General features: G+C 43.6%; 25 protein-coding genes and 1 pseudogene. 24 read left to right on the forward strand and 2 right to left on the reverse strand.

Features of this window, described 5'->3' with window-relative positions; genetic code table 11:
* The first annotated feature begins 611 nt into the window (after positions 1-611).
* From G4V62_RS20485 to G4V62_RS00405, 4 genes are all read left to right on the forward strand, one after another.
* Complete coding sequence (locus tag G4V62_RS20485) at positions 612-779, forward strand: hypothetical protein (protein WP_312855395.1); 168 nt, start codon at positions 612-614, stop codon at positions 777-779.
* The gene (cydD, locus tag G4V62_RS00395; protein ID WP_312855396.1) at positions 743-2,347 is read left to right on the forward strand and encodes a thiol reductant ABC exporter subunit CydD; all 1,605 of its coding nucleotides are present in this window, start codon (positions 743-745) and stop codon (positions 2,345-2,347) included. The genes G4V62_RS20485 and cydD overlap by 37 nt, the downstream gene beginning before the upstream one ends.
* On the forward strand, positions 2,344-4,065 hold the full coding sequence (gene cydC / locus G4V62_RS00400) for a thiol reductant ABC exporter subunit CydC (RefSeq protein ID WP_165198811.1): 1,722 nt from the start codon (positions 2,344-2,346) through the stop codon (positions 4,063-4,065). Before cydD ends, cydC begins: the two co-directional genes overlap by 4 nt.
* 203 nt (positions 4,066-4,268) lie before the next feature.
* The gene (locus tag G4V62_RS00405) at positions 4,269-4,541 is read left to right on the forward strand and encodes a hypothetical protein (RefSeq protein WP_165198812.1); all 273 of its coding nucleotides are present in this window, start codon (positions 4,269-4,271) and stop codon (positions 4,539-4,541) included.
* 63 nt (positions 4,542-4,604) lie between these two features.
* On the opposite strand, the gene rpsT is transcribed toward G4V62_RS00405, so the two are convergent.
* Complete coding sequence (gene rpsT, locus G4V62_RS00410; RefSeq protein WP_165198813.1) at positions 4,605-4,871, reverse strand: 30S ribosomal protein S20; 267 nt, start codon at positions 4,869-4,871, stop codon at positions 4,605-4,607.
* Between the two features lie 158 nt (positions 4,872-5,029).
* Here rpsT and gpr point away from each other — a divergent pair, with 158 nt between their 5' ends.
* The 14 genes and pseudogenes from gpr (at position 5,030) to deoC (ending at position 19,760) form a co-directional block, all read left to right on the forward strand.
* Positions 5,030-6,109: a GPR endopeptidase gene (gene gpr, locus G4V62_RS00415; protein WP_165198814.1), complete on the forward strand. Its 1,080-nt coding sequence runs from the start codon at positions 5,030-5,032 to the stop codon at positions 6,107-6,109.
* A gap of 79 nt (positions 6,110-6,188) precedes the next feature.
* On the forward strand, positions 6,189-7,349 hold the full coding sequence (gene spoIIP / locus G4V62_RS00420) for a stage II sporulation protein P (RefSeq protein WP_165198815.1): 1,161 nt from the start codon (positions 6,189-6,191) through the stop codon (positions 7,347-7,349).
* A gap of 2 nt (positions 7,350-7,351) precedes the next feature.
* Positions 7,352-7,681, forward strand: a complete 330-nt coding sequence (locus G4V62_RS00425) for a DUF3679 domain-containing protein (RefSeq protein WP_165198816.1) — start codon at positions 7,352-7,354, stop codon at positions 7,679-7,681.
* A gap of 59 nt (positions 7,682-7,740) precedes the next feature.
* The gene (lepA, locus tag G4V62_RS00430) at positions 7,741-9,564 is read left to right on the forward strand and encodes a translation elongation factor 4 (RefSeq protein WP_165198817.1); all 1,824 of its coding nucleotides are present in this window, start codon (positions 7,741-7,743) and stop codon (positions 9,562-9,564) included.
* 123 nt (positions 9,565-9,687) lie between these two features.
* Positions 9,688-10,839, forward strand: a complete 1,152-nt coding sequence (hemW, locus tag G4V62_RS00435) for a radical SAM family heme chaperone HemW (RefSeq protein ID WP_212508607.1) — start codon at positions 9,688-9,690, stop codon at positions 10,837-10,839.
* A gap of 110 nt (positions 10,840-10,949) precedes the next feature.
* On the forward strand, positions 10,950-11,990 hold the full coding sequence (hrcA, locus tag G4V62_RS00440; RefSeq protein ID WP_246218171.1) for a heat-inducible transcriptional repressor HrcA: 1,041 nt from the start codon (positions 10,950-10,952) through the stop codon (positions 11,988-11,990).
* A gap of 41 nt (positions 11,991-12,031) precedes the next feature.
* The gene (gene grpE, locus G4V62_RS00445) at positions 12,032-12,613 is read left to right on the forward strand and encodes a nucleotide exchange factor GrpE (protein WP_165199070.1); all 582 of its coding nucleotides are present in this window, start codon (positions 12,032-12,034) and stop codon (positions 12,611-12,613) included.
* 33 nt (positions 12,614-12,646) lie between these two features.
* Positions 12,647-14,482 carry a molecular chaperone DnaK gene (dnaK, locus tag G4V62_RS00450; protein WP_165198818.1) on the forward strand — a complete coding sequence of 612 codons (1,836 nt, stop codon included), beginning with the start codon at positions 12,647-12,649 and terminating at the stop codon, positions 14,480-14,482.
* Between the two features lie 176 nt (positions 14,483-14,658).
* Positions 14,659-15,775, forward strand: a pseudogene (gene dnaJ, locus G4V62_RS00455) (molecular chaperone DnaJ).
* A gap of 254 nt (positions 15,776-16,029) precedes the next feature.
* The gene (locus G4V62_RS20215) at positions 16,030-16,311 is read left to right on the forward strand and encodes a 50S ribosomal protein L11 methyltransferase (protein WP_165198820.1); all 282 of its coding nucleotides are present in this window, start codon (positions 16,030-16,032) and stop codon (positions 16,309-16,311) included.
* Positions 16,312-16,328: 17 nt separating this feature from the next.
* On the forward strand, positions 16,329-16,970 hold the full coding sequence (gene prmA, locus G4V62_RS00465) for a 50S ribosomal protein L11 methyltransferase (protein WP_376768249.1): 642 nt from the start codon (positions 16,329-16,331) through the stop codon (positions 16,968-16,970).
* A 1-nt stretch (position 16,971) separates the two neighbouring features.
* A complete protein-coding gene (locus G4V62_RS00470; RefSeq protein ID WP_165198821.1) occupies positions 16,972-17,727 on the forward strand; it encodes a 16S rRNA (uracil(1498)-N(3))-methyltransferase in 756 nt (251 codons plus the stop codon).
* Between the two features lie 15 nt (positions 17,728-17,742).
* On the forward strand, positions 17,743-19,089 hold the full coding sequence (gene mtaB / locus G4V62_RS00475; RefSeq protein ID WP_165198822.1) for a tRNA (N(6)-L-threonylcarbamoyladenosine(37)-C(2))-methylthiotransferase MtaB: 1,347 nt from the start codon (positions 17,743-17,745) through the stop codon (positions 19,087-19,089).
* Positions 19,090-19,109: 20 nt separating this feature from the next.
* The gene (gene deoC / locus G4V62_RS00480; RefSeq protein ID WP_165198823.1) at positions 19,110-19,760 is read left to right on the forward strand and encodes a deoxyribose-phosphate aldolase; all 651 of its coding nucleotides are present in this window, start codon (positions 19,110-19,112) and stop codon (positions 19,758-19,760) included.
* Here deoC and G4V62_RS00485 read toward each other — a convergent pair.
* A complete protein-coding gene (locus G4V62_RS00485) occupies positions 19,747-20,667 on the reverse strand; it encodes a Na/Pi symporter (protein ID WP_165198824.1) in 921 nt (306 codons plus the stop codon). The genes deoC and G4V62_RS00485 overlap by 14 nt on opposite strands.
* Before the next feature lie 182 nt (positions 20,668-20,849).
* Between G4V62_RS00485 and rpsU the strand changes: the two genes are divergently transcribed.
* The 6 genes from rpsU to yqfD all read left to right on the forward strand — a co-directional run bounded on the left by rpsU (position 20,850) and on the right by yqfD (position 25,054).
* Positions 20,850-21,026 carry a 30S ribosomal protein S21 gene (rpsU, locus tag G4V62_RS00490; protein ID WP_165198825.1) on the forward strand — a complete coding sequence of 59 codons (177 nt, stop codon included), beginning with the start codon at positions 20,850-20,852 and terminating at the stop codon, positions 21,024-21,026.
* 12 nt (positions 21,027-21,038) lie between these two features.
* A complete protein-coding gene (locus G4V62_RS00495) occupies positions 21,039-21,485 on the forward strand; it encodes a GatB/YqeY domain-containing protein (protein ID WP_165198826.1) in 447 nt (148 codons plus the stop codon).
* Between the two features lie 248 nt (positions 21,486-21,733).
* On the forward strand, positions 21,734-22,720 hold the full coding sequence (floA, locus tag G4V62_RS00500) for a flotillin-like protein FloA (protein WP_165198827.1): 987 nt from the start codon (positions 21,734-21,736) through the stop codon (positions 22,718-22,720).
* Between the two features lie 22 nt (positions 22,721-22,742).
* Positions 22,743-23,207 carry a YqfB family membrane protein gene (locus G4V62_RS00505; RefSeq protein ID WP_165198828.1) on the forward strand — a complete coding sequence of 155 codons (465 nt, stop codon included), beginning with the start codon at positions 22,743-22,745 and terminating at the stop codon, positions 23,205-23,207.
* Between the two features lie 361 nt (positions 23,208-23,568).
* Positions 23,569-23,856, forward strand: a complete 288-nt coding sequence (gene yqfC, locus G4V62_RS00510; RefSeq protein WP_165198829.1) for a sporulation protein YqfC — start codon at positions 23,569-23,571, stop codon at positions 23,854-23,856.
* A gap of 16 nt (positions 23,857-23,872) precedes the next feature.
* Positions 23,873-25,054 (forward strand): sporulation protein YqfD, encoded by a 1,182-nt coding sequence (gene yqfD / locus G4V62_RS00515; RefSeq protein WP_165198830.1) that lies wholly within the window; start codon positions 23,873-23,875, stop codon positions 25,052-25,054.
* The last annotated feature ends 1 nt before the right edge of the window (position 25,055 follow it).

Raw genomic sequence — 25,055 nt, forward strand, 5'->3', positions numbered from 1 at the left:
CGGATCCCCTTTTTGGGTGCGCCATGCATGTGGTAAAAGTATACTACAGGCTTGGTAGAAGGAACTGTTAGCGAAAGACAAAGTTGCTAACATGAGGTCGTGGCTGAAGGAAGTCGGACGCAAACGCCTGAATTGACAAACAGAAGAATTAGACAATATATCTGGGAAACAGTAGAGAAATTCACGCACAAAAAGAGGAAAATCTAATTTGCTTAAGTAAATTCTCAACAATAGGTAATCTAATAATGATAACGCAACATTTTTTCTAACCGTTTACATTTATTTCCAATAGAAAAACTAGATCGCTAAATGGTATAAAGCAAGAAATGACAAGCGTTTTATTTTTAGAAAAATGAATCGGACAAATATTTGTTTGAAGTTTATCATACTTTTGTCATGGCTTTCCGCTCTATTTTATCCGAAAATCGTTTATAGTAATTATTATGTGAGTTAATGCACTAATTAAGGAAGAAGCTACGATAACGTCACCATATGTCGGTTGGGCATTCGTGTTTTTTCCTCCTTTATTTTTCTTATACGATAAAGCAAACAATTTTTATACTCTTCTATCGTTAGACAAATGACAATTTAGGTGCTGAAGGAGCGTCTCCATGAATCAGATAAAGAATTATTTATATGAAAATAAACAAAGTGCGATCTATTTGCTGCTGCTTTCCCTTTTCATGGGCGGTGCCATCATTGTACAGGCATATTTACTCGTCACTATCATTGATGGTGTTTTTTGCGGGAGTGGCGTTTTCAAGAAATCCTTCCGTTAATAGGAGGATTATTCTTTGTTTTACTAGCTAGAAGCTTCATTCCTTATTTGAGTGGAAAGATCGGGATACGCCTTGGTACAGCGGCGAAAACCCATTTTCGTAAGCAGTTGCTGAGCCATTTTGCTAATAACCCAGTCCAAGCTTCTTTAAAAGGACAATCGGGGCAAAAGGTTAGTCTTATGATGGATGCGATTGATGAAGTGGACAGTTATTTTAGCAGCTATATTCCACAAGTCATTCGCTCGTCTGTTATTCCTCTCATCATTTTAATTGTTGTATTTACGGAACATGTGAATTCTGGCCTCATCATGTTGTTTACCTCCCCATTTATTCCGTTGTTCATGGTGATCATTGGTATGCAAACAAAAAAGAAATCGGAAGAGCAAATGGAGGAGCTAGCTGCTTTTTCTGGTCGATTTTTGGATACGTTGCAAGGGCTTGTTACGTTAAAATTGTTTGGTAAAGCGAAACAACAAAAAAAGGCAATTCAAACGAGCAGTTTACGATTTCGAGATGCAACCATGGAGATATTAAAAGTAGCCTTCACTTCTTCGTTTATGCTTGAGCTCATTTCGATGCTAGCCATCGGCTTGGTTGCTTTAGAAGCGGCCTTACAGCTGATCGTTTTTGACGGAATTTCTTTTTTTACTGCATTTCTAGTTCTCGTTTTGGCACCAGAATATTTTACCTCTCTGCGACAATTAGGCACGGCATTTCATAATGGGAAAAGTAGTATGGGCGCAGCTAAAAAAGTAGCAGATGAATTAGCGTTAAATGAAGGTTCTGCTGTTACGTGGGGAGAAAAGCCACTTTCTAAAACAGCAGGACCTAAAAGTTTAGAACTGCAGCAAGTCACATTTCAGTATGGGGAAGACGCGTTTACGTTACATCCTATAAGTACGACTTTTGCTCCCAAATCTAAAAACGCCATTGTAGGAAAAACAGGGTCTGGTAAATCAACGCTTTTGCATTTGCTTGCGGGAATTGTCGTGCCAGATGCAGGAAAGATATTACTAGGAGGTAATCCATTATCTGCATACAAGGAAGCCGATTGGTTCGCTCAACTGAGTTATATTTCGCAACATCCGTATATATTTGCTGGAACGATTGCTGAAAATATTGCCATAGGCAGTCGGGCAACAGCAACACGGGAAGCCATCACACGTGCGGCAGAAGAAGCGGGGCTAGCTGACATGATTATGGCTTTAGAAGATGGATATGATACCCATGTTGGTGAAGGTGGGAGAGGGCTATCTGGTGGTGAGAAGCAACGTTTAGCTTTAGCAAGAGCTTTTTTAAAACAACCGGCAATTGTTTTATTTGATGAGCCGACGACTGGGCTTGATTTAAAGACGGAGCGTATTCTTCAGGCTTCCATTCAAAAATTGTCGGAAACAGCAACTATCATTACCGTTGCACACCGCCTGCACACGATTAAAGATGCGGATCATATTCTATACCTTGATCAAGGACGGTTAATTGCTGAAGGAACGCATGCACAACTGCTGCAACATGCAGAGGGCTACCGGAAGATGGTAACCATACAGCGAGGAGGGCTGCAGCGATGAAAGAATTAACCTCTATCATGCGAATGATGATGAAAGAAAAAAAAGATATCGTCCTTTCTATCATATTGGGATTTATTGCTGGTTTGGCTGCCGTGCTGTTATTTTCTGCTAGTGGTTATTTAATATCAAAAGCAGCATTTGCCCCGCCTTTTTACACATTAATGCTTGTCATTGCATCTGTGAAATTATTAAGCTTTATTCGCGCGTTTAGTCGTTATGGTGAGAGATATGTATCTCATCGAGGTACGTTTACGATGCTTAGCCAATTGCGGATGGCTTTTTATGAAAAATTAGAGCCATTAGCGCCAGGAATCTTCCAGAAATATCGTAGTGGGGATTTGCTATCTCGTATTGTCGGTGACGTGGAGAGTTTGCAAAATCTCTTTTTACGTGTTGTGTATCCGCCGATTGTATTGGCGCTCGTATTTATGAGTACCATCTTTTTTACAATGTTTTATTCTATCGAAACAGCAGTAATTTTGTTTGGCGGATTTTTACTCACTGCGATCGTGATACCAGCTATTTTTGCGGCACGTCAACGGACTATTGATAGTAAGGTACGCTTGAAAAGAGCGGCTCTTTCTACAGAGGTCACGGAATTACTATACGGATTTCGCGATTTGAAGATTTATCAGCAGTTAGACGATAAAGAAAAGCAGTTACTTCAAGCTTCTGATGCTTACATTACGGAGCAAGAACAAGAAGAAAAGACGACGTTATTTAATCAGTCGTTAAATCAATTCGTCTCCTTACTTGTAACAGCAGCCGTATTAGCAGTAGGTGCTTATCTGATTGAGACAGGTGAATTGGACGGAGTTTTTCTTGCTATGCTGATTATGATTACGTTAACTGTGTTTGAAGATGCGCCAGCAATGGCTGTGTTCCCGATTCATTTTAACGATAGTCGTCGTTCTGCCAAACGGTTATTTTCCATTATGGAGCAAAAAGACGGACAGGAACAGGCGCACGTTTCGGTTGCCAAAACGTTAACGATCAATAAGCCACCAGAAATCACATTGGAAAATGTTAGCTTTACATTTACTGGAGAAGAACGGCGAGCTGTTGAACAGGTAGATGTTCACCTTCCTAGCGGTTCAAAAACAGCACTCGTAGGGGCAAGCGGTTCAGGGAAGTCAACGCTTATGCAGTTAATGCTTTATTTGGTTACACCGGAGGAAGGAAGGATCATGATAAATGGAATAGAATTAGCGCATGCGGATGAGGAAAGTATTTGGCAATTAGCGAATGTTGTTTTACAAGAGAATCATTTCTTTTATGGTACCATTCGCGATAACTTATTGCTGGCTAATGATACTGCTACCGATGAAGAATTACAATCCATTTTAGCTATTGTGCAATTGGAGCATTTTCATTTAGAGGATAAAGTGTATGAACGAGGAGAAAACTTGTCCGGCGGTGAAAAACAACGACTTGCTATTGCCCGAGCGATGTTAAAAGGCGGCTCATTTTGGGTATTGGATGAGCCAACATCCTCTTTAGATGCGGTTACAGAGCAAGCCATCTATGAACACTTATTCAGGCAAACGGCAGATGACACCGTTGTGCTCATTAGTCACCGTTTAGCAGGATTGGAAAAAATGGATCAAATCATTGTCATGGATGAAGGGAAAGTCGTGGAAGTTGGTACATTTACAGAATTGATGGAAAAACAAGGGTCTTTCTATGAAATGAAGGAATTGGAGAATAATTTGTTGTAACTCACATAAAAAGCATGAAGAGGTGGCGGCTCTTTCATGGTTTTTTGTTGCGCCCTGCAATGGCGAATACAAGGTGGTGAAAGTCCATTTTCCATTACAGGCTTGGCAGGAAATGTTTGCGAAAGACAAGGTGGATATTGCGAGATAATGGCTGAAGGAAGTCGGGCGCAAACTCCTGAACCGGCGAACAGAAGCATTAGACAATGAATCTGGAAACAGAGTGGAGAATCTACGCACGTAGAGGACAATTAATTCGCTTAGGTATCGATAATCATAAAGCTGATGCATGGGCGAATACAAGGAAGGTTACTGGTTCATATCCAGTAGCTACGTACTTCATCGTTCATGAACAAAAAAAGAACTGGCATCGAGAGGATATAAAGATATCGCTCTACAATACCAGTTCGTACACTCAAACGATTGAACCACCGTATACGGAACCGTACGTACGATGGGTTAAGAGGGACGAAAAGTGACTTAACTTTTCCCTCTACTCGATTCGTCTGTCGGAGAATCACCCTTGGTAGGGAGGTTGCTCATTATGCAGACAGGCTGTTTAATTGTTTCGCAAGTCGAGATTTATAGCGACCAGCTGTATTTTTATGGATAATGTTGCGTTGCGCTGCTTTATCCAAATGTTTAACTGCTTCAGCAAAAAGAGTTTTTGCTTGATCAGTGTTTTTCTCAGCAACTGATGCTTCAAACTTTTTCATCGCCGTTCTCATTGCTGATTTCAAAGCCATGTTTCTTTCATAGCGTTCTGATGTCGTTTTAACACGTTTAATCGCAGATTTAATATTTGGCATCCCGTTCACCTCCTTACACACACGGTTTTTCGCCGTGCATAAACCATACGTTATTCTACCAAATGGACACGATCTACGCAATAGAATGTATTTGAGAAATGAATGAATTTCCATTCTCGCGGACAAACTGTTTATAAAAATGGATGGGGGAATTGACTATGGCAGAGCTTGATTTGTCGCAATATCGGATTCGCACTGATTTGGCTGTAGAGGCTGTTGAACGAGTTCAATCAGAGACCGGCGTGTCATCTAAAACGCGTGACATTGATGGTATTACTGAAACGACGGTTGTTATATCAGAAGAAGGGGAGCATTGGACCGGAAAAAAGAAAGGAACGTATATTACGCTCGAGTCTGCGGGCTTACGCACGGGAGATGCGGATCACAAAAAAACGGTCGAGACGGTGTTTGCAAAAACATTACGCAGTGTTTTACAAGAAGCCGGATTAGGGCCGGATGCATCTTGTATGGTCATTGGGCTTGGAAACAAGCAAGTGACACCCGATGCGCTAGGGCCATTGGTGATGGAGCGTCTTCTCGTTACGCGTCATCTCTTTCATTTACAGCCAGAACGAGTATCTGAAGGATTTCGCTCTGTGTCAGCTTTAACGCCTGGAGTGATGGGTTTAACTGGAATTGAAACGAGCGACATTATTTTTGGTGTTCTCCAAAAAACAAAGCCAGACTTTGTTTTGGCGATTGACGCACTAGCTGCAAGCTCGATTGAACGCGTCAACGCCACCATTCAAATGTCTGATACAGGGATTCATCCAGGATCGGGAGTTGGAAATAAACGCAAGGAGATTTCCAAAGAGACGCTTGGCATTCCTGTCATTTCTATTGGCGTACCGACAGTTGTTGATGCCGTAACAATTACGAGTAATACGATTGACTTTATGCTAAAGCATTTCGGGAGGGAGGCAGAGGAAGGAGACGCGCCTCGTCGTTCGCTGGCCCCTGCGTCGATGACATTTGGTGAAAAGAAAGAATTGACCGATGAACATATGCCTGATGAGGAAGAGCGCGGTGTTTACTTAGGAGTGATTGGCCAATTAAATGAGCAAGAAAAGCGGCGTTTCATTCACGAAGTGTTAGCGCCTATGGGGCATAACTTAATGGTAACCCCAAAAGAGGTTGATGCTTTTGCTGAGGACACGGCTCATGTCCTTGCAAATGGGCTGAATTTAGCCTTGCATGAGGCAATTACAGAAGACAACCTTTCCTCTTATCAATCGTAGAAAACATAGATTTCTGCGTTCTACTCTCTCAAAGAACGTCATAGATTAGCAATACAAGCTTCTTTGGGAGGGAATCCTTTTGTATTCAAACCGCACCATTGTCCCTGCAAGAACATTTGGAAGACGTTGGTTTGCTTTTATGTTATTAGGATTTTGGGGTTTCTTTTGTTTTGCCAGTATATTAACTGCTTTTCAGTCTGACGTGCGCTTTGGTTCACGAGCATTTCAACAATATATAGATCCCTTGGCTAACGGGGGACTGATGCATGTTCTAAGTATGGAAAACGAGTATTTTCGCTCTGCTGCACCAGTCCCTCCACCGAATCTCCGCTCCTTGGCGTTGCAATCTATCTCGACTTTACAACCTGAGGACCATCGTAGCTTGCTCGGAAAAGAGCTCCCTGGGTTTAAAGCTTTTGATGGTGAAGTACTGGTCGCTGGTGAAGGGACGGATTATACGTCACTTCCAATGGAATCTCCGCCGCCATTAGAAGTGCTATTGCAAGAAAGACAAGCTGCCGCAGATGCTTTAAAACAAGACAATGATGAATCGTCAGCTCCGCCCCCTTCACAGACGACAGGTGATCGTGATGTCGTTTTTGTTTACCATACACATGCACGTGAATCATTTTTGCCGATGCTTCCAGATGTAACTGAGCCTAATGAGGCTTACCACACAGAGGCAAATATCACGCTCGTCGGTGAAAAGCTAGGTAAAGAGCTTGAAAAAAGAGGGATTGGAACTTCGGTAAATAAGCATGATGTCACAGAAGCCATTTTAGCAAATGGTGAAACGCACGCCGCTTCTTATGATTATTCAAAGTCGATCGTCCAGGAAGCAATGGCTGGAAATGAAGACCTGACATTTTTCTTCGATTTACATCGGGACGCATTACGAAAAGATAAAACGACTGTAACGATCAATGGCGAAACGTATGCTCGGGTCTTTTTTGTCATCGGTGGAAAACATGCCCGCTATGAAGAAAACTTGCAGTTGGCAAAAAATATTAATGACCGTTTAGAGGAGCAGTATCCTGGTCTGTCACGAGGCATTATGACAAAGACGGGTCCAGGAACTAATGGAAAGTTCAATCAAGATTTGTCGCCAAATGCTATTCTGATTGAGTTTGGTGGTGTTGACAATACAAAAGATGAATTGTTCCGTACAGCAGAGGTCATTGCAGAAGTATTTGCATCAACGTATTGGGAAGTAGAAAAAGTATCAACGGAAGGAGGCTAACCATGACTCGTTTTTTGCTGAAATGCTTTGCGCTTCTTACATTGCTTCTCTTTGGAGTTCTTTTAGGAATGCAGCTATCAAATGAAGGGATGAATCAAATCAAAGGCTATGATGATTCATCGTTTAAGGAAGCGCTTGAATGGTCAGCGAACGATGAGTCGTGGGAAGCGACTGTGCTTGGAGAAGAGTGGAGTGAGGAACGTTTGTTGGAAAAACAAAAAGCTTATGAAGAGGCAACCTCCGGCCATTTTATATCCGAGGCCGGAGCGAAAGCAGGCGAAGCTTTTTATACTGTTGTTAACCAGCTGCTTCGTTTGGTGACAGGGACATGACCTTTTGTTATAATGACGAGTAGTGTACCTTGTTGATCAGGTAGGAGTTGAAAAGCTGAATGAACTATGAAAATAAGCGAGAGCGGCAGCAGCGCATCCGGAACTTTTCCATCATTGCCCATATCGATCATGGAAAATCGACGCTAGCTGACCGAATATTAGAAACGACAAGCGCGCTTACACAGCGAGAGATGAAAGAGCAAATGCTTGATGCAATGGATCTAGAAAGAGAACGAGGCATTACAATTAAGTTGAATTCCGTTCAGCTTAAATATGATGCAAAAGACGGCGAAACATATATATTCCATCTCATTGATACGCCAGGTCATGTTGACTTTACATATGAGGTATCACGGAGTTTGGCTGCGTGTGAAGGTGCGATATTAGTCGTGGACGCAGCCCAAGGGATTGAAGCGCAAACGCTAGCAAATGTCTATTTAGCGCTGGACAATGACTTGGAGATATTAACCGTAGTCAACAAAATCGATCTCCCTAGTGCAGAGCCTGAACGTGTCAAAAAAGAAGTCGAAGATGTCATTGGCTTAGATGCTTCTGATGCGGTTCTGGCCTCTGCAAAAGCGGGCATTGGGATCGAAGAAATTTTAGAGCAAATCGTTGACAAAGTTCCGCCACCTGAAGGAGATCCGGATGCGCCATTAAAAGCAATGATTTTTGACTCTTTATACGATTCGTACCGCGGTGTTATTGCTTATATTCGTATCGTCGAGGGCACAGTGCGTCCCGGAGATAAAATTCGAATGATGGCAACAGGAAAAGAGTTTGAGGTTTCTGAGGTGGGTGTGTTTACACCGAAGCCGGTCGCACAGGAAGAGCTGACTGTCGGAGATGTTGGTTTTTTAATTGCATCCATTAAAAATGTAGGTGATTCTCGTGTTGGTGATACGATCACAAGCGCAGAACGACCTGCTTCTGAGCCTTTACCTGGGTATCGCAAATTAAAGCCAATGGTTTTTTGTGGTTTGTACCCGATTGATTCTTCACGTTACAACGATTTGCGTGAGGCCTTAGAGAGACTGGAGCTTAATGATGCTTCTTTAGAATACGAAGCAGAAACATCGCAAGCACTTGGCTTCGGGTTTCGTTGTGGGTTTTTAGGTCTTCTTCACATGGAAATCATACAAGAGCGCATCGAGAGAGAGTTTCAAATCGATTTAATTACAACAGCACCAAGCGTCGTTTATACTGTAGAGTTGACAGATGGCACAGTGCAGGATATCGACAATCCCGCAAATATGCCAGATAGTCAAAAAATCAACCAAGTTGAAGAGCCTTTTGTCCGCTCGACTATAATGGTTCCGAACGATTATGTTGGTGCTGTCATGGAAATTTGCCAAGCGAAGCGAGGCGAATTTAAAGACATGCAATACCTTGATGATGTTCGTGTCAATGTCATCTATGAAATGCCCCTTTCTGAAATCGTATATGATTTCTTTGATCAGCTAAAATCGAGTACAAAAGGTTACGCATCCTTTGACTACGAGCCTATAGGCCATAGAATGTCTAAGCTCGTTAAAATGGACATCTTGCTGAATGGCGAGCAGGTCGATGCGTTGTCATTTATTGTCCATCGAGACCATGCCTACCATCGTGGAAAGCAGATTGTCGAAAAGCTGAAGGATCTCATCCCTCGCCAGCATTTTGAAGTGCCTGTACAGGCTGCGATTGGCAATAAAATTATTGCCCGTTCGACGATTAAAGCGATCAGGAAAAATGTTTTGGCTAAATGTTACGGCGGTGACATTTCCCGAAAACGGAAGCTGCTTGAAAAGCAGAAAGAGGGTAAAAAACGAATGAAATCTGTCGGCTCTGTCGAAGTGCCGCAAGAAGCATTTATGGCTGTGCTTAAGATGGACGATGAGTAACTCCTTATTATTAGCCAGTAGGAAAAATAGTCGCGGGCCTCGGCTTGCGGCTTTTTCTTATATGTATTTCTAGAGTGTTGTAAGTGACAACGCTACGATATTTTCAAGAAATGGAGGTCGATCATGAAGGCAGCTTATCTTCACGTTCCATTTTGTCAACAAATCTGTCACTATTGCGATTTTAGCAAGGTGTTTATTGAAAATCAGCCGGTAGACGATTATCTCAATGCGCTGCACGATGAGGTCGAAGCCACATTGCGGCTTTCCCCGCCAGATGCGCCTTTACATTCTATTTTTATCGGTGGAGGAACACCGACTGCGCTCGAAATTAGCCAGCTTAAGAAACTCTTATCGACGGTACAGGAGCTCGTGCTTCCTATCTGTGAAAGTGATGCGGAGTTTACTGTAGAGGCCAACCCGAACGACCTAAACTTAGCGACACTGCGTGAATTGAAAGCAGGGGGAGTAAATCGGCTTAGTATCGGTCAGCAAGCGTTTCAAGATGCCATTTTGCAAACGATTGGTCGAACGCACCGAGCCCATGATATTGTCGATGTTGTTGAACGGGCGCGAAAAGTAGGTATAGAGCAGATTTCCATTGATTTAATGTACGGATTGCCAGGACAAACCGTCGCAGATTGGGAAGAGTCTCTGCAAAAAGCCATTGCTTTAAATGTTGACCATATCTCCGCTTATTCATTACAGGTCGAGCCCAAAACGGTATTTTACAATTTACACATGCGTGGAAAGCTACCGTTGCCACCTGAGGACGATGAAGCTGATATGTTTGAGCTGCTTACGGAGCGGTTGACAGAAGCAGGTTTTGCACAGTACGAAATCAGTAACTTTGCGCAGCCGGGGTGTGAAAGCAGGCACAACTTGACGTATTGGAATAACGATGAGTATCTAGGTGCAGGCGCAGGTGCTCACGGCTATATTCAAGGGGTCAGAACAGTGAATATCCGCCCTGTGGCTAAATATATTGAAGGGGTTCGAGCAGGGAGTCCGCATCTTGAAATGCATACTGTGACCGTGCGCGAACGAATGGAAGAAGAGCTTTTTCTTGGTCTTCGTAAGAGTGAAGGTGTTTCATATGAACGATTCAAAGGCAAATTCGGTATGGAAATGCCAGATCCTTTTCAGAATACGATCCAGACATTTATTGAGAAAAAGCTGCTGACTGAAGTGAATGGTTCAGTCAAACTAACGGATGAAGGTCGACTGTTAGGAAATGAAGTATTCCAATCCTTCTTAGGCTTGGACCTTCCTGTGTAAAGTTCAAAACTTTTCGTGCGTGAGCGTTGACAATGAACTATCGATTTTGGTAGGTTATTATTAGATTTAGCACTCAAGTATTTAGAGTGCTAACAGAGGTGATGACTGGTATGGAAATGACGGAAAGACAGTTGTTCATCTTACAGGCAATCATCGAAAATTATATTGAAACGGCTCAGCCAGTAGGATCACGAACTTTAGCAAAATCGGGTTTAGTCGATTTTAGCGCAGCAACCATTCGTAATGATATGGCAGATCTTGAGGAGCTTGGCTACTTAGAAAAAACCCACAGTTCTTCAGGGCGTGTGCCTTCAGAAAAAGGCTATCGTTTTTACGTAGACTATTTATTAAGACCTGCATCATTAAAGCCATCAGAAAGAGAAGGCATTTCTGCGCTGTTTGATCATGACTTTTATGAATTTGAAAAGGTGATTCAAGAAGCTGCTCGCATTATGTCGATGTTGACCAACTATACGTCAATTGTGCGTGGGCCAGAGATGTATTCAGCTACATTAAAGCAAATTCAATTCATCCCTGTATCAAACACGCACGCAGTGGCGATTATGGTGACAGATACAGGCTTTATCAAACATCAGACAGTCTCGATTCCAAAAGATATTGAGCTGAATGATTTGGAGCGCCTTGTCAACCTATTAAACGATCGGTTAACAGGGGTGCCGATCACAAATCTCTATAACCAGATTTTAAAAGAAAAAGAGCGGCTGCTTTTATATCACTTAGAGCATTCTACAGAGCTTTATCACCTGTTTGGGCATCTATTTGGGCTCCCTCTGCATGCAAAGTTATATTTCAGCGGTAAAGAAAACCTGTTTACCCAGCCTGACTTCCATGATATTGAAAAGTTGCAGGCGTTATACTCTATGATTGAAAAGGAAGAGCCGTTGTATGAACTAATGAAGCAGCCAGAGGGTGATGGAGAAGGCATCCGTGTTCGCATTGGCCGTGAGAATCTATTCTCTGAGATGGCATATTGCAGTTTAATTACCGCTACCTTCTCCATCGATGGCGAGCAAACAGGCACAATTGCCATGCTTGGGCCAACCCGGATGGAATATGGAAGAGTGATTAGTCTGCTCGATTTCTTTTCAGTAGATTTACAAAATGTTATTAAGCGTCAGCAGACAGAATAACTGACAGCCATCTTCAGGAGGTGTTTTAGTTGAAGAAAGATGTGGTAAATGAGCAAGAGACCGAAGAGCTATACGATAACACTGATGAAGAAATGAACGAAGGTGTGACTATAGACAATGTGTCAGAAAATGAAACGGAAACAACCGAGCAAGGCGCACCTGAAGACATTCTAGCAGTGGAGATCGAAGCACTTCAAAAAAAGCTCGAAGAAACCGAGCAACGCTTGCTGAGAGTGCAAGCAGATTATGATAACTACCGTCGCCGAACTAAAAACGAAGCGATTGCGCAAGAAAAATATCGTGCGCAAAGTCTTGTAACGGATTTGCTGCCGGTTCTTGACAATTTTGAAAGAGCCTTAGCAGTTGACAGCACATCCGAAGAAGTAGCGAACGTTTTAAAAGGCGTCGATATGGTATATCAACAAATGAAGCAGTCTCTTGAAAAAGAGGGTGTCACCGAAATTGAGTCAGTGGGACAACAGTTTGACCCGAATGTCCATCAAGCGGTGATGCAAGTCTCTGAAGAGGGAATCGCTTCAGGTGAAGTGGTCGAGGAATTGCAAAAAGGTTATACACTAAAGGATCGCGTCCTGCGACCATCTATGGTAAAAGTTAACGAATAATAAAACCAGTCGAATTCAAGGAGGAAATGCACAATGTCAAAAATTATTGGGATCGATCTAGGGACAACAAACTCTTGTATTGCTGTTATGGAAGGCGGAGAAGCGAAGGTTATTCCGAACCCTGAAGGTAACCGAACAACACCATCTGTCGTCTCCTTTAAAAATGGTGAGCGCCAGGTTGGTGAAGTCGCGAAGCGCCAAAGCATTACGAACCCAAATACAATTCAATCAATTAAACGCCATATGGGTACAGACTACACGGTGGAAATTGAGGGAAAAGCATACACGCCGCAAGAAGTATCTGCTATTATTTTGCAGAGCTTGAAATCCTATGCTGAAGATTATCTTGGCGAAACGGTAAGTGAAGCTGTCATTACTGTTCCTGCTTATTTTAACGACGCAGAGCGTCAAGCGACAAAAGATGCTGGGAAAATTGCCGGTCTTGAAGTCAAACGAATCATTAACGAGCCGACAGCTGCAGCGCTAGCTTACGGCATTGATAAAGAAGATGAAGATCAGACTATTTTAGTTTACGACCTCGGTGGTGGTACGTTTGACGTTTCTATCTTGGAAATTGGCGACGGTACGTTTGAAGTTGTTTCTACAGCTGGTGACAATCGTCTTGGTGGAGATGACTTCGATGATGTAGTCATCAACCATTTAGTCAGCGAGTTTAAAAAGGAAAATGGCGTTGACCTTTCCAAAGATAAAATGGCGATGCAACGTTTAAAAGATGCTGCTGAAAAGGCGAAAAAAGACTTGTCTGGTGTAACTCAGACACAAATTTCTCTACCATTTATCACAGCGGATGAAAGTGGACCAAAGCACCTTGAATTGAATCTAACACGTGCTAAGTTTGAGGAGTTGTCTTCTGAACTCGTAGAACGGACAATGGTTCCGACACGTAAAGCACTCAGTGACGCAAAAATGAGTCCAAGTGATATCGACAAAGTGATTTTAGTCGGTGGGTCTACACGGATTCCAGCGGTTCAAGAAGCCATCAAAAAAGAAACTGGCAAAGATCCACATAAAGGCGTTAACCCGGATGAGGTTGTTTCTGTCGGAGCGGCGATCCAAGGTGGTGTGCTTGCCGGTGACGTAAAAGACGTAGTATTACTAGACGTAACGCCACTTTCTCTTGGGATCGAAACGATGGGCGCCGTTACTACAAAATTAATTGAGCGTAATACGACAATCCCGACGAGTAAATCACAAATCTTTTCAACGGCGGCAGACAACCAGACAGCGGTTGACATCCACGTTCTTCAAGGGGAGAGAGAAATGGCTGCGGACAATAAAACACTTGGCCGTTTCCAATTAACTGATATTCCGCCTGCACCTCGTGGCATTCCGCAGATTGAGGTCACTTTTGATATCGATGCGAACGGAATTGTAAACGTTCGTGCGGTAGATAAAGGTACAAACAAGGAGCAATCTATTACGATCCAATCTTCTTCCGGCTTGGAAGAGGAAGAAATTGAAAAAATGGTTAAAGAGGCTGAAGAAAACGCGGAAGCCGATAAAAAGCGTCGCGAGGAAGTAGACCTACGTAATGAAAGTGACCAACTCATCTTTACAACAGAGAAGACATTAAAAGATCTTGAAGGTAAAGTGGAAGAAGAAGAGGTTACGAAGGCAAATGAGGCAAAAGACGCTCTGAAAGAAGCGCTTGAAGGTACAGATAACGACGCGATTAAAGAAAAGAAAGACGCTCTTCAGGAGATCGTTCAACAGCTATCTGTAAAGCTTTATGAGCAAGCAGCTCAAGAAGCGCAAGCACAACAAGAGAACGGCGAGAGCCAAGACGACAACGTCGTTGATGCTGATTACGAAGAAGTGAAAGACGACAATAAAGACAGTAAGCAATAAATAAAGGTTAGCAGAGAAAAAAGCCAAAGACCGCGCTACGTACGGCTTTGGCTTTTTCACTGTTTTTTAAGCAAAAAATGAGTAGAAATGCAAAACGAGAAACGCCTGTAAGAACAGTTGCAGGGACGAATGCACTAGTGATACGATGAAAGCTAGTGAAGTTGGGAGTGGATGTGATGAGTAAGCGAGATTACTATGAAGTCCTTGGTGTCGAAAAAGGCGCAGGTAAGGACGAAATAAAAAAAGCGTACCGAAAGCTGGCAAGGAAATATCACCCTGATGTCAACAAAGAAGAAGGGGCCGATGACAAGTTTAAAGAAGTCTCTGAAGCTTATGAAGTTCTGTCAGATGAACAAAAGCGAGCACAATACGACCAGTTTGGTCATGCAGATCCAAATCAGCAAGGCTTTGGTGGCTTCGGTGGGCAAGGTGACTTTGGCGGCTTTGGCGATATTTTTGACATGTTTTTCGGTGGTGGTCGAAGAAGAGATCCGAACGCACCGCAGCAAGGTGCAGATTTACAATATACGCTGTCGCTTGAATTTGAGGAAGCGATTTTTGGCAAAGAAGTTGACATTACGATTCCGAAAGATGAAGAATGTCAGACGTGTCACGGCTCTGGCGCAAAGCCTGGTACATCACCAGACACGTGTACGCACTGTGAAGGAACCGGTCAGTTAAACGAAGCACAGAACACGCCATTCGGGAGAGTGGTGAATCGCCGTGTCTGTCATTATTGTGAAGGAACCGGTAAGATCATTAAAGAGAAGTGTTCGACATGTCACGGCGCCGGTCGGGTAAAGAAGGACAAAGTCATTCATGTCCGCGTACCAGCAGGTGTCGATGATGGTCAGCAAATGCGTGTATCTGGCCAAGGCGAGCCGGGGAAAAACGGAGGGCCTCCTGGTGATTTGTTTGTCGTTTTTCATATTGTGCCTCACGAGTTTTTCAAGCGGGATGGAGACGACATCTATTGCGACGTTCCGCTCACTTTTTCACAGGCAGCGTTAGGTGATGAAATTGAAGTACCGACACCGCATGGTCGGGTGAAGCTGAAAGTGCCTGCTGGAACACAGACAGGCACGAAATTCCGACTTCGGGGTAAAGGTGTACCGAATGTGCACGGTCGCGGTCACGGGGATCAGCATATTTCTGTTCGCGTCGTAACGCCGACAAATTTAACGTCTGAACAGAAACAGTTGTTACGTGACTTTGCGCATGGCAAGGGTGAAGAGATTGACGAGCAGGAAGACATTTCTTTGACAAATGAAACGTGCGTTTAAAGGAGACTGATAAAAAGGAAGCGCGAGCAGCGCTTGCTGCAGTGTCTATGATCAAGAAGTATTTGCGTTCAACTTTACCGAGTTTGACTTAAAACGCTTAACGGACTAAGCGCGGAGTCGAACGAGGACCCCGATCGAACTGAGGGGTGGGCTGCGCAAACGTGCGTTTGTCAACAGGCTGAAGCAAGCGGCAGATCCGCTTGCTTTTTTTCTCTTATGAAAAAATGTATGCTATAAGTGTCGCGAAAAAGGAGGACGCAACTGTTGGAATGGATTGAGTTAAATGTATATGTGCATCGTGAAGCCGTTGAGGCGCTACAGTATAAACTTGATGAACTTGAAGCAAGCGGTATCGTTATGGAAGATCCTATAGATATGTATGAAACGAAAGACCGTCCGTATGGCGTGCTGCCTAAAGACGTTGACCCTATGGAAGATCCCGATATGATTGATGTCAAGGCATATTTCCTGAGCACAGAGATGAAAAGAGTATTGAGAAGGGAATCAAGCAATTTTTACACCAGGTTAATGAAGAGGTTCATCTAACGACTGGCGCATGGACCATCAAAGTAGAGAGAATTCCTGAAAAAAATTGGGAAGAGTCATGGAAAACGTATTACCATCCGATCCGTTTGACTGATCGAGTGATTGTAGAGCCACCGTGGGAAGCCTTCCAAGGAGACGCGGATGTCCGTATTGTCATGGATCCAGGGATGGCTTTTGGTACTGGCACTCATGCTACGACGGCTTTATGTGTTCAGATGATTGATCGATTTTTAAAGCCAGAAGATCGAGTCATAGATGTTGGCACGGGCTCAGGAATATTAGCCATTGCCGCGGCGCAATTAGGAGCACATGACGTCCGGGCATATGATATTGATGAAGTGGCTGTCAAGGTTGCTCGGCAAAATGTTGCTGAAAATAAAGTAGACAGCCTCATTTCGGTAGAGAAAAATCATTTGCTCCATGGAATTGAAGATCGTGCACAGTTGATCGTTGCTAACATTCTTGCTGAAATCATCGTTGACCTTGCACCTGACGTCGCTCGTATACTTGCTCCAGATGGTGTGTTTATCGCTTCTGGTATTATTGAAGATAAAAAGCAAATGGTTGCTGACAGCTTACGAGGGAATGGGCTAGACGTCTTCGAAGAAGCACTTGAAGAAGGCTGGGTTGCATTGGTTAGCAGGAAAGGAAGCAAATGATATGCAGCGATATTTTAGTGACATCACCTCTCCGGAATCAGGGAAGCGTGTACAGCTAAATGAAGCAGATAGCTTTCATGTGTTGCAAGTCATGCGGCAAAGTATTGAGGATCAAATCGAAATTGGTTTTGCGAATCAATCTATTTGGAAGGCTGAAATCGAAGCTGTCGAGAGCAAAAGCAAAATTGTCACGTGTGTTCTTTTGGACTTTATTGAACATGTGACAGAAATGTCTATAGAGGTAACGATCGTTCATCCGTTGTTAAAAGGTGATAAAATGGAATGGATGATACAAAAAGCGACGGAAATGGGCGCCTCGCATTTTCATGTGCTTCAAGCTGAACGTGCAGTCGTGCAATGGGATGAGAAGAAATGGGATAAAAAAAGGGTGCGTTTGCAAACGATTGTGAAGGAAGCTGCTGAACAAAGTAAACGGCAAAAGATTCCTTCCATTACTGGGATTGACTCATTCACGCAAATTTTGACGAACGCTGAAGAATATGATAAAAAGTGGGTAGCTTACGAGGAGGAAGCCCGCCGTGAAGGAGACGGTGGACTGAAAGAACAATGTCAATCTCTCATGCCGGGCGATCGTCTTCTTGTCATGTTTGGTCCTGAAGGAGGCTTTTCAGACGATGAAATAAGCCGATTACGCGCAGCTGGCTTTGACACGTGCCGGTTGGGACCGAGAATTTTACGCGCAGAAACGGCTCCGTTATATATTCTTGGAGCTCTTTCGTATCAATTTGAATCTTAAATGGAGTGAGAATCAATGCCTTCTGTAGCATTTCATACACTTGGCTGTAAAGTAAACCATTATGAAACTGAAGCCATCTGGCAAATATTCCAGTCTGCCGATTATGAACGGACGGAATATGAAAAGCGGGCGGATGTTTACGTTATTAACACGTGTACGGTAACAAATACAGGTGATAAAAAAAGCCGTCAAGCGATTCGTAAAGCGATTCGTAGAAATCCTGATGCAGTCATTTGCGTGACTGGGTGTTACGCGCAGACCTCACCTGCTGAAGTGATGTCCATCCCTGGGGTCGATATTGTCGTAGGTACGCAAGATCGTGAAAAGATGATCGGTTACATTGAGCAATACAAGCAGGAAAGGCTTCCGATAAATGGCGTAGGAAATATTATGAAAGCGAAAGTATACGAAGAGCTGGACGTCCCAGCGTTTACCGACCGCACGCGGGCATCGTTGAAAATTCAGGAAGGATGCAATAATTTCTGTACGTTTTGCATTATTCCGTGGGCACGTGGACTTTTGCGTTCAAGGGAGCCAGAAGCAGTGATTACTCAGGCAAAACAGCTCGTCGAAGCCGGTTATAAAGAAATTGTTCTGACTGGCATCCATACAGGCGGCTACGGTGAGGACATGAAAGACTATAATTTTGCGATGCTATTAAAGGCGCTTGAAAATGATGTGCCTGGGTTGAAACGTATCCGCATTTCGTCCATTGAAGCGAGCCAAATTACTGATGAAGTCATTGAGGTGCTTCATTCGTCTGAAAAAGTCGTCCCTCACTTACACATCCCTATCCAATCAGGGTCGGACTCGGTATTAAAACGTATGCGTCGTAAGTATACGATGCAGCAGTTTGCTGACACGATTACAAAGCTTAAAAAAGTGTTCCCTGGGCTCGCCATTACATCCGATGTCATTGTCGGTTTCCCAGGAGAGACTGAAGAAGAGTTTATGGAAACCTATCGCTTCGTTGCAGAGCATCGTTTTTCGGAGCTTCACGTATTTCCGTATTCCCAGCGTACAGGAACGCCCGCAGCTCGTATGGATGATCAGGTCGACGATGACGTCAAGCATGAGCGAGTCCGTCGTTTAATTGCACTTTCTGATCAGCTGGCAAAAGAGTACGCCTCACAATATGAAGGTGAAGTCGTTGAAGTGATCCCAGAAGAGCGAGAAAAAGAAGGCTCCGAAGGCTGGTATGTCGGATATACGGACAACTATTTAAAAGTCCGCTTTCAAGGGAACGAAGACATGATTGGCAATATCGTGAAAGTTAAGCTCGTAAAAGCAGGTTATCCAGTGAGCGAAGGCGTTTATGTTCGCACTGTTGAAGACATTTATGAGCAAACCGCGTCGTCATAAAACGAATTGGAGGGCAAAAGATGAGCCGGAATTTTGCTGAAAAAATTGACCATACACTTCTAAAGGCTACAGCAACAAAAGATGATATCTTAAAGCTTTGTAAAGAAGCAGCAGATTATCAATTCTTTTCTGTTTGTGTTAATCCAATCTGGGTGTCGACAGCCAAAAAAGCGTTAGAAGGTACTGACGTGCGCGTTTGTACAGTTGTCGGTTTTCCATTAGGTGCCAGTCCTGCTTCAGTCAAAGCTTTCGAGACGAAGCAAGCGATCGCTGAAGGTGCAGATGAGATTGATATGGTCATTCCAATTGGTGCTTTTCTGTCAGGAGACAATGACACGACCTATACACATATTGCGGCTGTCAAAGAAGCTGCAGGAGACCGAATCGTCAAAGTAATCCTTGAAACCTCCTATTTAACTGATGAAGACATTGTGCAGGGCTGCGAGCTAAGTGTGAAAGCTGGAGCCGATTTTGTCAAAACATCGACTGGGTTTTCTGATGGCGGGGCGACCTTGAAGCATGTCTCATTAATGAAAGGTGCTGTAAGAGAGCAGGCAAAAGTAAAAGCTTCCGGTGGCATTCGCGATCGACAAACGATGCAGGCAATGGTTGAAGTCGGTGCCGATCGCGTCGGAGCAAGCGCATCTGTCGCTATTGTCACTTCAAGTTAAACTGTTTTTCAATCATTTTTGCCAGTGGCCATAATAGCGGAAGAGCTACAACTGACGTCACGATATTGTATATGACACTGGCATGAGCAAGCTGGGCAGACGGTGCCGTTGCCAAGGCCATTGAAATATCGGTAAACGCGCCGAGGATTGGGTAAAAGATGATCGCGCCCAGCACGTTAATAGCGAGGTGGCTTAAAGCAACATAAAAGGCTGCCCGTCCAGCTCCGATTGAAGCAAGGAATGCTGTAGCGCATGTGCCAATGTTTGTTCCGAGCATAAAAGATAAAGCGAGGTCGAGGGAAAGGCCGTCGGTTTCGAGCATCGTCATCACAATGGCGAGCGCTGCCGAACTCGATTGGATAATGATTGTAGCAATATTCCCAGCCAAAAAGCTTTGTCCATAGGTCGCTTCTTCGATACTCATCACTTGGTCAATGAAACCGAGGAGATCATTAGCCATTTGCCCAAAGCCGTTCATCGATACGAGCATACAACCAAGTCCAAATGCGATTGAACCGGGCAGCATCCATCGTTTTTTCCCGGTCATTAAAAAGAATGCACCTGCGACAAGCAACGGTACAGTCATTGCATCCGCACGAAATGCTAAAATTTCAAGGGTTACAGTCGTTCCGATGTTCGCTCCCAGCACGATACCGACAGCATTTGAAAAGCGTAGCTGTTTTGCTGCGACGAGAGCAACAGTCATGACGAGAAGCGCTGAACTGCTTTGTAGCAAGGCAGATGCAATTGTTCCTACAAAAACACTATTGATCGGATTGTTTGTCACGGACTCCAGCCAGTTTGCTGTTCGGTTTTCTCCCGCAAATAAAAGGCCTGTCCGGAGTAAAGTCATACCAAATAAAAACAAAGAGATAAAGACAGCAAATTCAATGATTAAAGGGTACATGGCACATCTCCTTGTCCAAAAAGGGCATCTGCACTATTCTATGTAAGGAATTCTCTCCGATGACATAAAAAAGAGCAGGTATTATTGACCTGATCGAAGGAGTATTATATACTTTTTGGAGATACATGTCGGTTCTGTCCAAATCAGTGGACAGAGCTGGCTTTTCGGAGGGAGGGATAAGCATGGCAAACGGAACTCGTGTGAAACCGAACGAATCTTTAGAGGATGCTCTCCGCCGTTTTAAGAAAAACGTTTCTAAAAGTGGCACAATGGCAGAAGTTCGTAAGCGGGAATATTACGATAAGCCAAGCGTGAAACGTAAGAAGAAATCGGAAGCGGCTAGAAAGCGCAAATTCTAGGAAGTGAAAGCCATGGAATTATTAGAACAACTGAATCAGCACATGAAAGAAGCAATGAAGCGTCGAGATAAAGACACACTTGCCGTTATTCGCATGCTGAAGGCAAGCTATCAAAATGAGGCCATCAAGCTTGGGAAGGCGGTGTTGTCTGAGGAAGAGGCTTTAGAAGTTCTTTCCCGTGAGGCAAAGCAACGCAAGGACTCCCTCCGTGAGTTTGATGCAGCCGGTCGTTCTGATTTAGCAGAACAAACTGCGCGAGAGCTAGACATTGTGCAGCGATATATGCCGGAACAGCTTTCTGAACAACAATTACGAGAACTGATTCAGAATATCGTACAAGAGGTCAATGCCTCGTCCTCTGCGGACATGGGTAAAGTGATGGGCGCTGTGATGCCTAAAGTAAAAGGAAAGGCAGACGGAAATGCCGTCCGTGCTATTGTTCAAGAGGAGTTGCAATAAAGCAACTAAAAAAGCATCCTGCGTATCGTAGGATGCTTTTTTAAAGATAAGCTGTGCATCAATGGTGACATCGAGCATCAATGCTGGTCAAAAGAAGATACATATCCATTAATAAAATGCTAAGAATGGTTGAATACTACGATAAATCATGAAACTTTTTTCCATGTCAATCGTATCTTTTTTTAGAAGTCGGAGTAAGAAGACTCGTATGACTTACTCTGGCAACAAATATAGGGAGGGATAGAAGGATGGGACTTGAATCAATTGGCCCGTTAATTTTAATTGCTGTTGCTGTTATCGTCATCGCTATTTTGTTTACACTTGTGCCGGTAACACTGTGGATTTCTGCTATTGCTGCTGGCGTAAGGATTAGTATTTTTACTTTAATCGGAATGCGGTTACGTCGCGTTATTCCTAGGCGTGTTGTTAATCCGTTGATTAAAGCGTCAAAAGCAGGACTTGATGTCAATACAAATCAGCTTGAGAGTCATTATCTTGCTGGTGGGAATGTCGATCGCGTCGTCAACGCCTTGATCGCCGCCCAAAGAGCGAATATTGAGCTGAGCTTTGAGCGTTGTGCAGCTATTGACCTCGCTGGTCGAGACGTCCTAGAAGCTGTGCAAATGAGCGTTAACCCAAAAGTCATTGAGACGCCTTTTATTGCCGGTGTAGCAATGGATGGTATTGAAATTAAGGCGAAATCGCGTATTACCGTCCGAGCGAACATTGACCGCTTAGTCGGGGGTGCCGGAGAAGATACCGTTATTGCACGTGTCGGAGAGGGGATTGTTTCTACAATCGGTTCAAGTGATAATCATAAGAAAGTGTTAGAGCATCCTGATTTGATTTCACAAACGGTTTTGAAAAAAGGTCTGGATGCCGGTACAGCATTTGAAATTTTGTCCATTGACATTGCGGACTTAGACATTGGTAAAAACATCGGTGCTGTTCTGCAAACCGATCAGGCAGAAGCCGACAAAAATATTGCGCAAGCGAAGGCTGAAGAACGTCGTGCGATGGCCGTTGCGAAAGAGCAAGAAATGATGGCTAGCGTTCAAGAAATGCGTGCTAAAGTTGTCGAAGCTGAAGCTGAGGTTCCACTGGCACTTGCAGAAGCATTACGCTCTGGAAAAATAGGTGTCATGGACTACATGAACTATAAAAATATTGATGCTGACACCGATATGCGTGATGCAATTGGGAAGTTGAATAAAGAAGGAGAGGAAGAAGAATAACGCGAGGAAAGGACGTTAAAGGATGCAGGCATTAATTGAAGAGTTGTCAGGTTTTCTTCCTCTGATCGTTATTTTAGGTTTCATTGTCTCCTTCCTGAAAAAAGCGAACCAGCATGAAAAATCCGAAGGGGATAGAGCGGAAACTGGCGCAAAGCCGATAGGAAAAATAGAGGACACAGTGGATAATGCACAAGAGATAAGCGATATCGATACAGGGCGTTATGAGCGTGACGCAAAAAAATATTCCGGTGAGTTTCAATTGCCAAATCATCTTCAAACATTGTCACAGGATGGGAAAAGTTTTGTAGGTGAAGTGGAACGGCCTGTAAAGCAAAAACGTGTGCAAACTAATGCAGCCAGCCAAAAACTGAGAGATGATCTTTCTGCGAAGCATGCAAGCAAAGGCGTCATCTGGGCAGAAATACTAGGTCCTCCAAAGGCGATGAGGCGAAACAGTGTCTACCCAAGAAATAAACGAACGTCATGAAAGATGGCGCTTAGCCATTAAAGAGATATAAGAGTCATCAGAGTGTAGGTGAAGTCGAAAAAGACTTTGTCTACGCTCTTTTTTTATGGAAGCTTTTAACGAGCAAGTGAGGAGGGTTGTACAAGGCATGAGATTTGTGAGAAAACGAATAACAAACTAAAAGTATTGATCGGAAAGAAGAGTTACCCCGATAGCAATCATCATATGATGAAGAAAAACACGCGAGTCGAAGGAAAGCCTAAACATGTATAAACACTTAGTGTCGTTAATTTAAGAAAATTTTTGAATTCATATCATTTTACAGAGAAGGCTTCTAAAAAGGAGTCCTATTTTCATATAGTGCAAGGAAGGGGGGCAAAAAGTGTTGAGTCTAACAAAGAAATGGCGCAAGTGGGCGACACGATATCTTGATTTACCGGCCGATGTTACGTTGGATCTGCCCCGGATTACGATGGTCGGACATCTGCATTTATATATAGAAAATCATAAAGGGCTGCTCGTATATTCTGAGCAAGAATTAAGACTTCGCTTGACACAGGGGCAGCTCCTCGTCGAAGGAAAAGAATTTGTTATTAAAAGTATGTTTCATGATGAGCTTGTCTTAGAAGGCATCATTGAAAATGTTCGTTATATTCATGAAACCCTTTAAGGGCAGGAGGGACAACGTGAAAGATTGGAGCGAAATTCGTGGGTATGTGACCGTAAAGCTGCAAGGACAAGGAATTGAGCGCTTAGTGAACCAGTGTGTTCGAGATGGCATGAAGGTTTGGGGGATTCAAAAGCCAGAGGAGCAATTCTGGCTTTTGCGTATCTATACAAAAGATATTTCCCGTTTTCGGAGGCATGTTCGCGGGACAGGCATAAAAGTGTATTTTCAACAAAAACACGGTACAGCCAATGTAAGACAATGGTATCGAGCACAATGGGGAATTGTGATTGGCGTATTTGCCTTCATCGCCTTGCTTATTGTTTTATCAAATCGGTTGTGGGGGATTGAGATTTCAGGCGCTTCACCTGAAAATGAGCACCAAATTAGACTCGCGTTAGACGAATTAGGTGTTGAAACAGGCAGCTCTTTTTTCTCAATACCTACACCGGAAGTGATTCAGAAGAATGTGCTAGATGCTTTGGACACAGCGGTTTGGATTGGTGTACAAAGGAAGGGCACAATTTTTCATATTCAGGTTGCGGAGAAAGAACCGTTAAAAGAACGGGAGACATATACACCTGGACATCTTGTTGCCACAAAAAAAGGTGTCATTGTCCGTATGTTCGTTGAAAAAGGGAAGGCTGTGGTCGATTTGCATGACTACGTTAAAAAGGGACAACTTCTCGTTTCAGGACAAGTAGGTGATGGGGAGAAGGCGTCAATGACGAGTGCTAGGGGAGCGATTTTTGCAGAAACATGGTATCGAACGACGGTAGAGACACCGATGCAAAAGAGCATCTCGACGCTCACTGGAGAGCATTACACAAAAAGGTATCTACACGTAGGACCGTGGCGAGTACAATTCACAGGGTTTTTTACTGAACCATTTTCTGGCGAATTTTTAGAGGAACAGGTCACACCTGTTTATGTCGGTCCGTGGAAGTTGCCTATATCTCTGGAAGAAAACGTCGCGTATGAGGCGGAAGAAGAGACGGTTGAGCTCGCTGCTAAAGAAGCGAAGGAGGCAGCGTTGGAGCGTTCGCGTACTGAACTTTTACAAACTTTAGGAAAAGATGCGGAGATCATTGAAGAAAAAGTTTTGCACGAGCAGACGGAGAATGGTAAAGTGAAATTGTCTTTACATTTTCGAGTGGTGGAAAACATTGCTGAACCAAAACCTATTGTTCAAGGAGACTGAC

This window comes from Litoribacterium kuwaitense, assembly GCF_011058155.1.
In the GTDB taxonomy this organism is placed as follows: Bacteria; Bacillota; Bacilli; order Bacillales; family DSM-28697; genus Litoribacterium; species Litoribacterium kuwaitense.

Bases quoted from the DNA above. Each gene is read 5' to 3' on its own strand.
- G4V62_RS00505 (WP_165198828.1), top strand. From the start codon at position 22,743: ATGCAGGCATTAATTGAAGAGTTGTCAGGTTTTCTTCCTCTGATCGTT.
- G4V62_RS20485 (WP_312855395.1), top strand. From the start codon at position 612: ATGAATCAGATAAAGAATTATTTATATGAAAATAAACAAAGTGCGATC.
- mtaB (WP_165198822.1), top strand. From the start codon at position 17,743: ATGCCTTCTGTAGCATTTCATACACTTGGCTGTAAAGTAAACCATTAT.
- deoC (WP_165198823.1), top strand. From the start codon at position 19,110: ATGAGCCGGAATTTTGCTGAAAAAATTGACCATACACTTCTAAAGGCT.
- G4V62_RS00470 (WP_165198821.1), top strand. From the start codon at position 16,972: ATGCAGCGATATTTTAGTGACATCACCTCTCCGGAATCAGGGAAGCGT.
- G4V62_RS00495 (WP_165198826.1), top strand. From the start codon at position 21,039: ATGGAATTATTAGAACAACTGAATCAGCACATGAAAGAAGCAATGAAG.
- rpsU (WP_165198825.1), top strand. From the start codon at position 20,850: ATGGCAAACGGAACTCGTGTGAAACCGAACGAATCTTTAGAGGATGCT.
- gpr (WP_165198814.1), top strand. From the start codon at position 5,030: ATGGCAGAGCTTGATTTGTCGCAATATCGGATTCGCACTGATTTGGCT.
- cydC (WP_165198811.1), top strand. From the start codon at position 2,344: ATGAAAGAATTAACCTCTATCATGCGAATGATGATGAAAGAAAAAAAA.
- rpsT (WP_165198813.1), bottom strand. From the start codon at position 4,871: ATGCCAAATATTAAATCTGCGATTAAACGTGTTAAAACGACATCAGAA.
- floA (WP_165198827.1), top strand. From the start codon at position 21,734: ATGGGACTTGAATCAATTGGCCCGTTAATTTTAATTGCTGTTGCTGTT.
- G4V62_RS00425 (WP_165198816.1), top strand. From the start codon at position 7,352: ATGACTCGTTTTTTGCTGAAATGCTTTGCGCTTCTTACATTGCTTCTC.
- dnaK (WP_165198818.1), top strand. From the start codon at position 12,647: ATGTCAAAAATTATTGGGATCGATCTAGGGACAACAAACTCTTGTATT.
- hrcA (WP_246218171.1), top strand. From the start codon at position 10,950: ATGGAAATGACGGAAAGACAGTTGTTCATCTTACAGGCAATCATCGAA.
- G4V62_RS00405 (WP_165198812.1), top strand. From the start codon at position 4,269: ATGAATCTGGAAACAGAGTGGAGAATCTACGCACGTAGAGGACAATTA.
- G4V62_RS00485 (WP_165198824.1), bottom strand. From the start codon at position 20,667: ATGTACCCTTTAATCATTGAATTTGCTGTCTTTATCTCTTTGTTTTTA.
- lepA (WP_165198817.1), top strand. From the start codon at position 7,741: ATGAACTATGAAAATAAGCGAGAGCGGCAGCAGCGCATCCGGAACTTT.
- hemW (WP_212508607.1), top strand. From the start codon at position 9,688: ATGAAGGCAGCTTATCTTCACGTTCCATTTTGTCAACAAATCTGTCAC.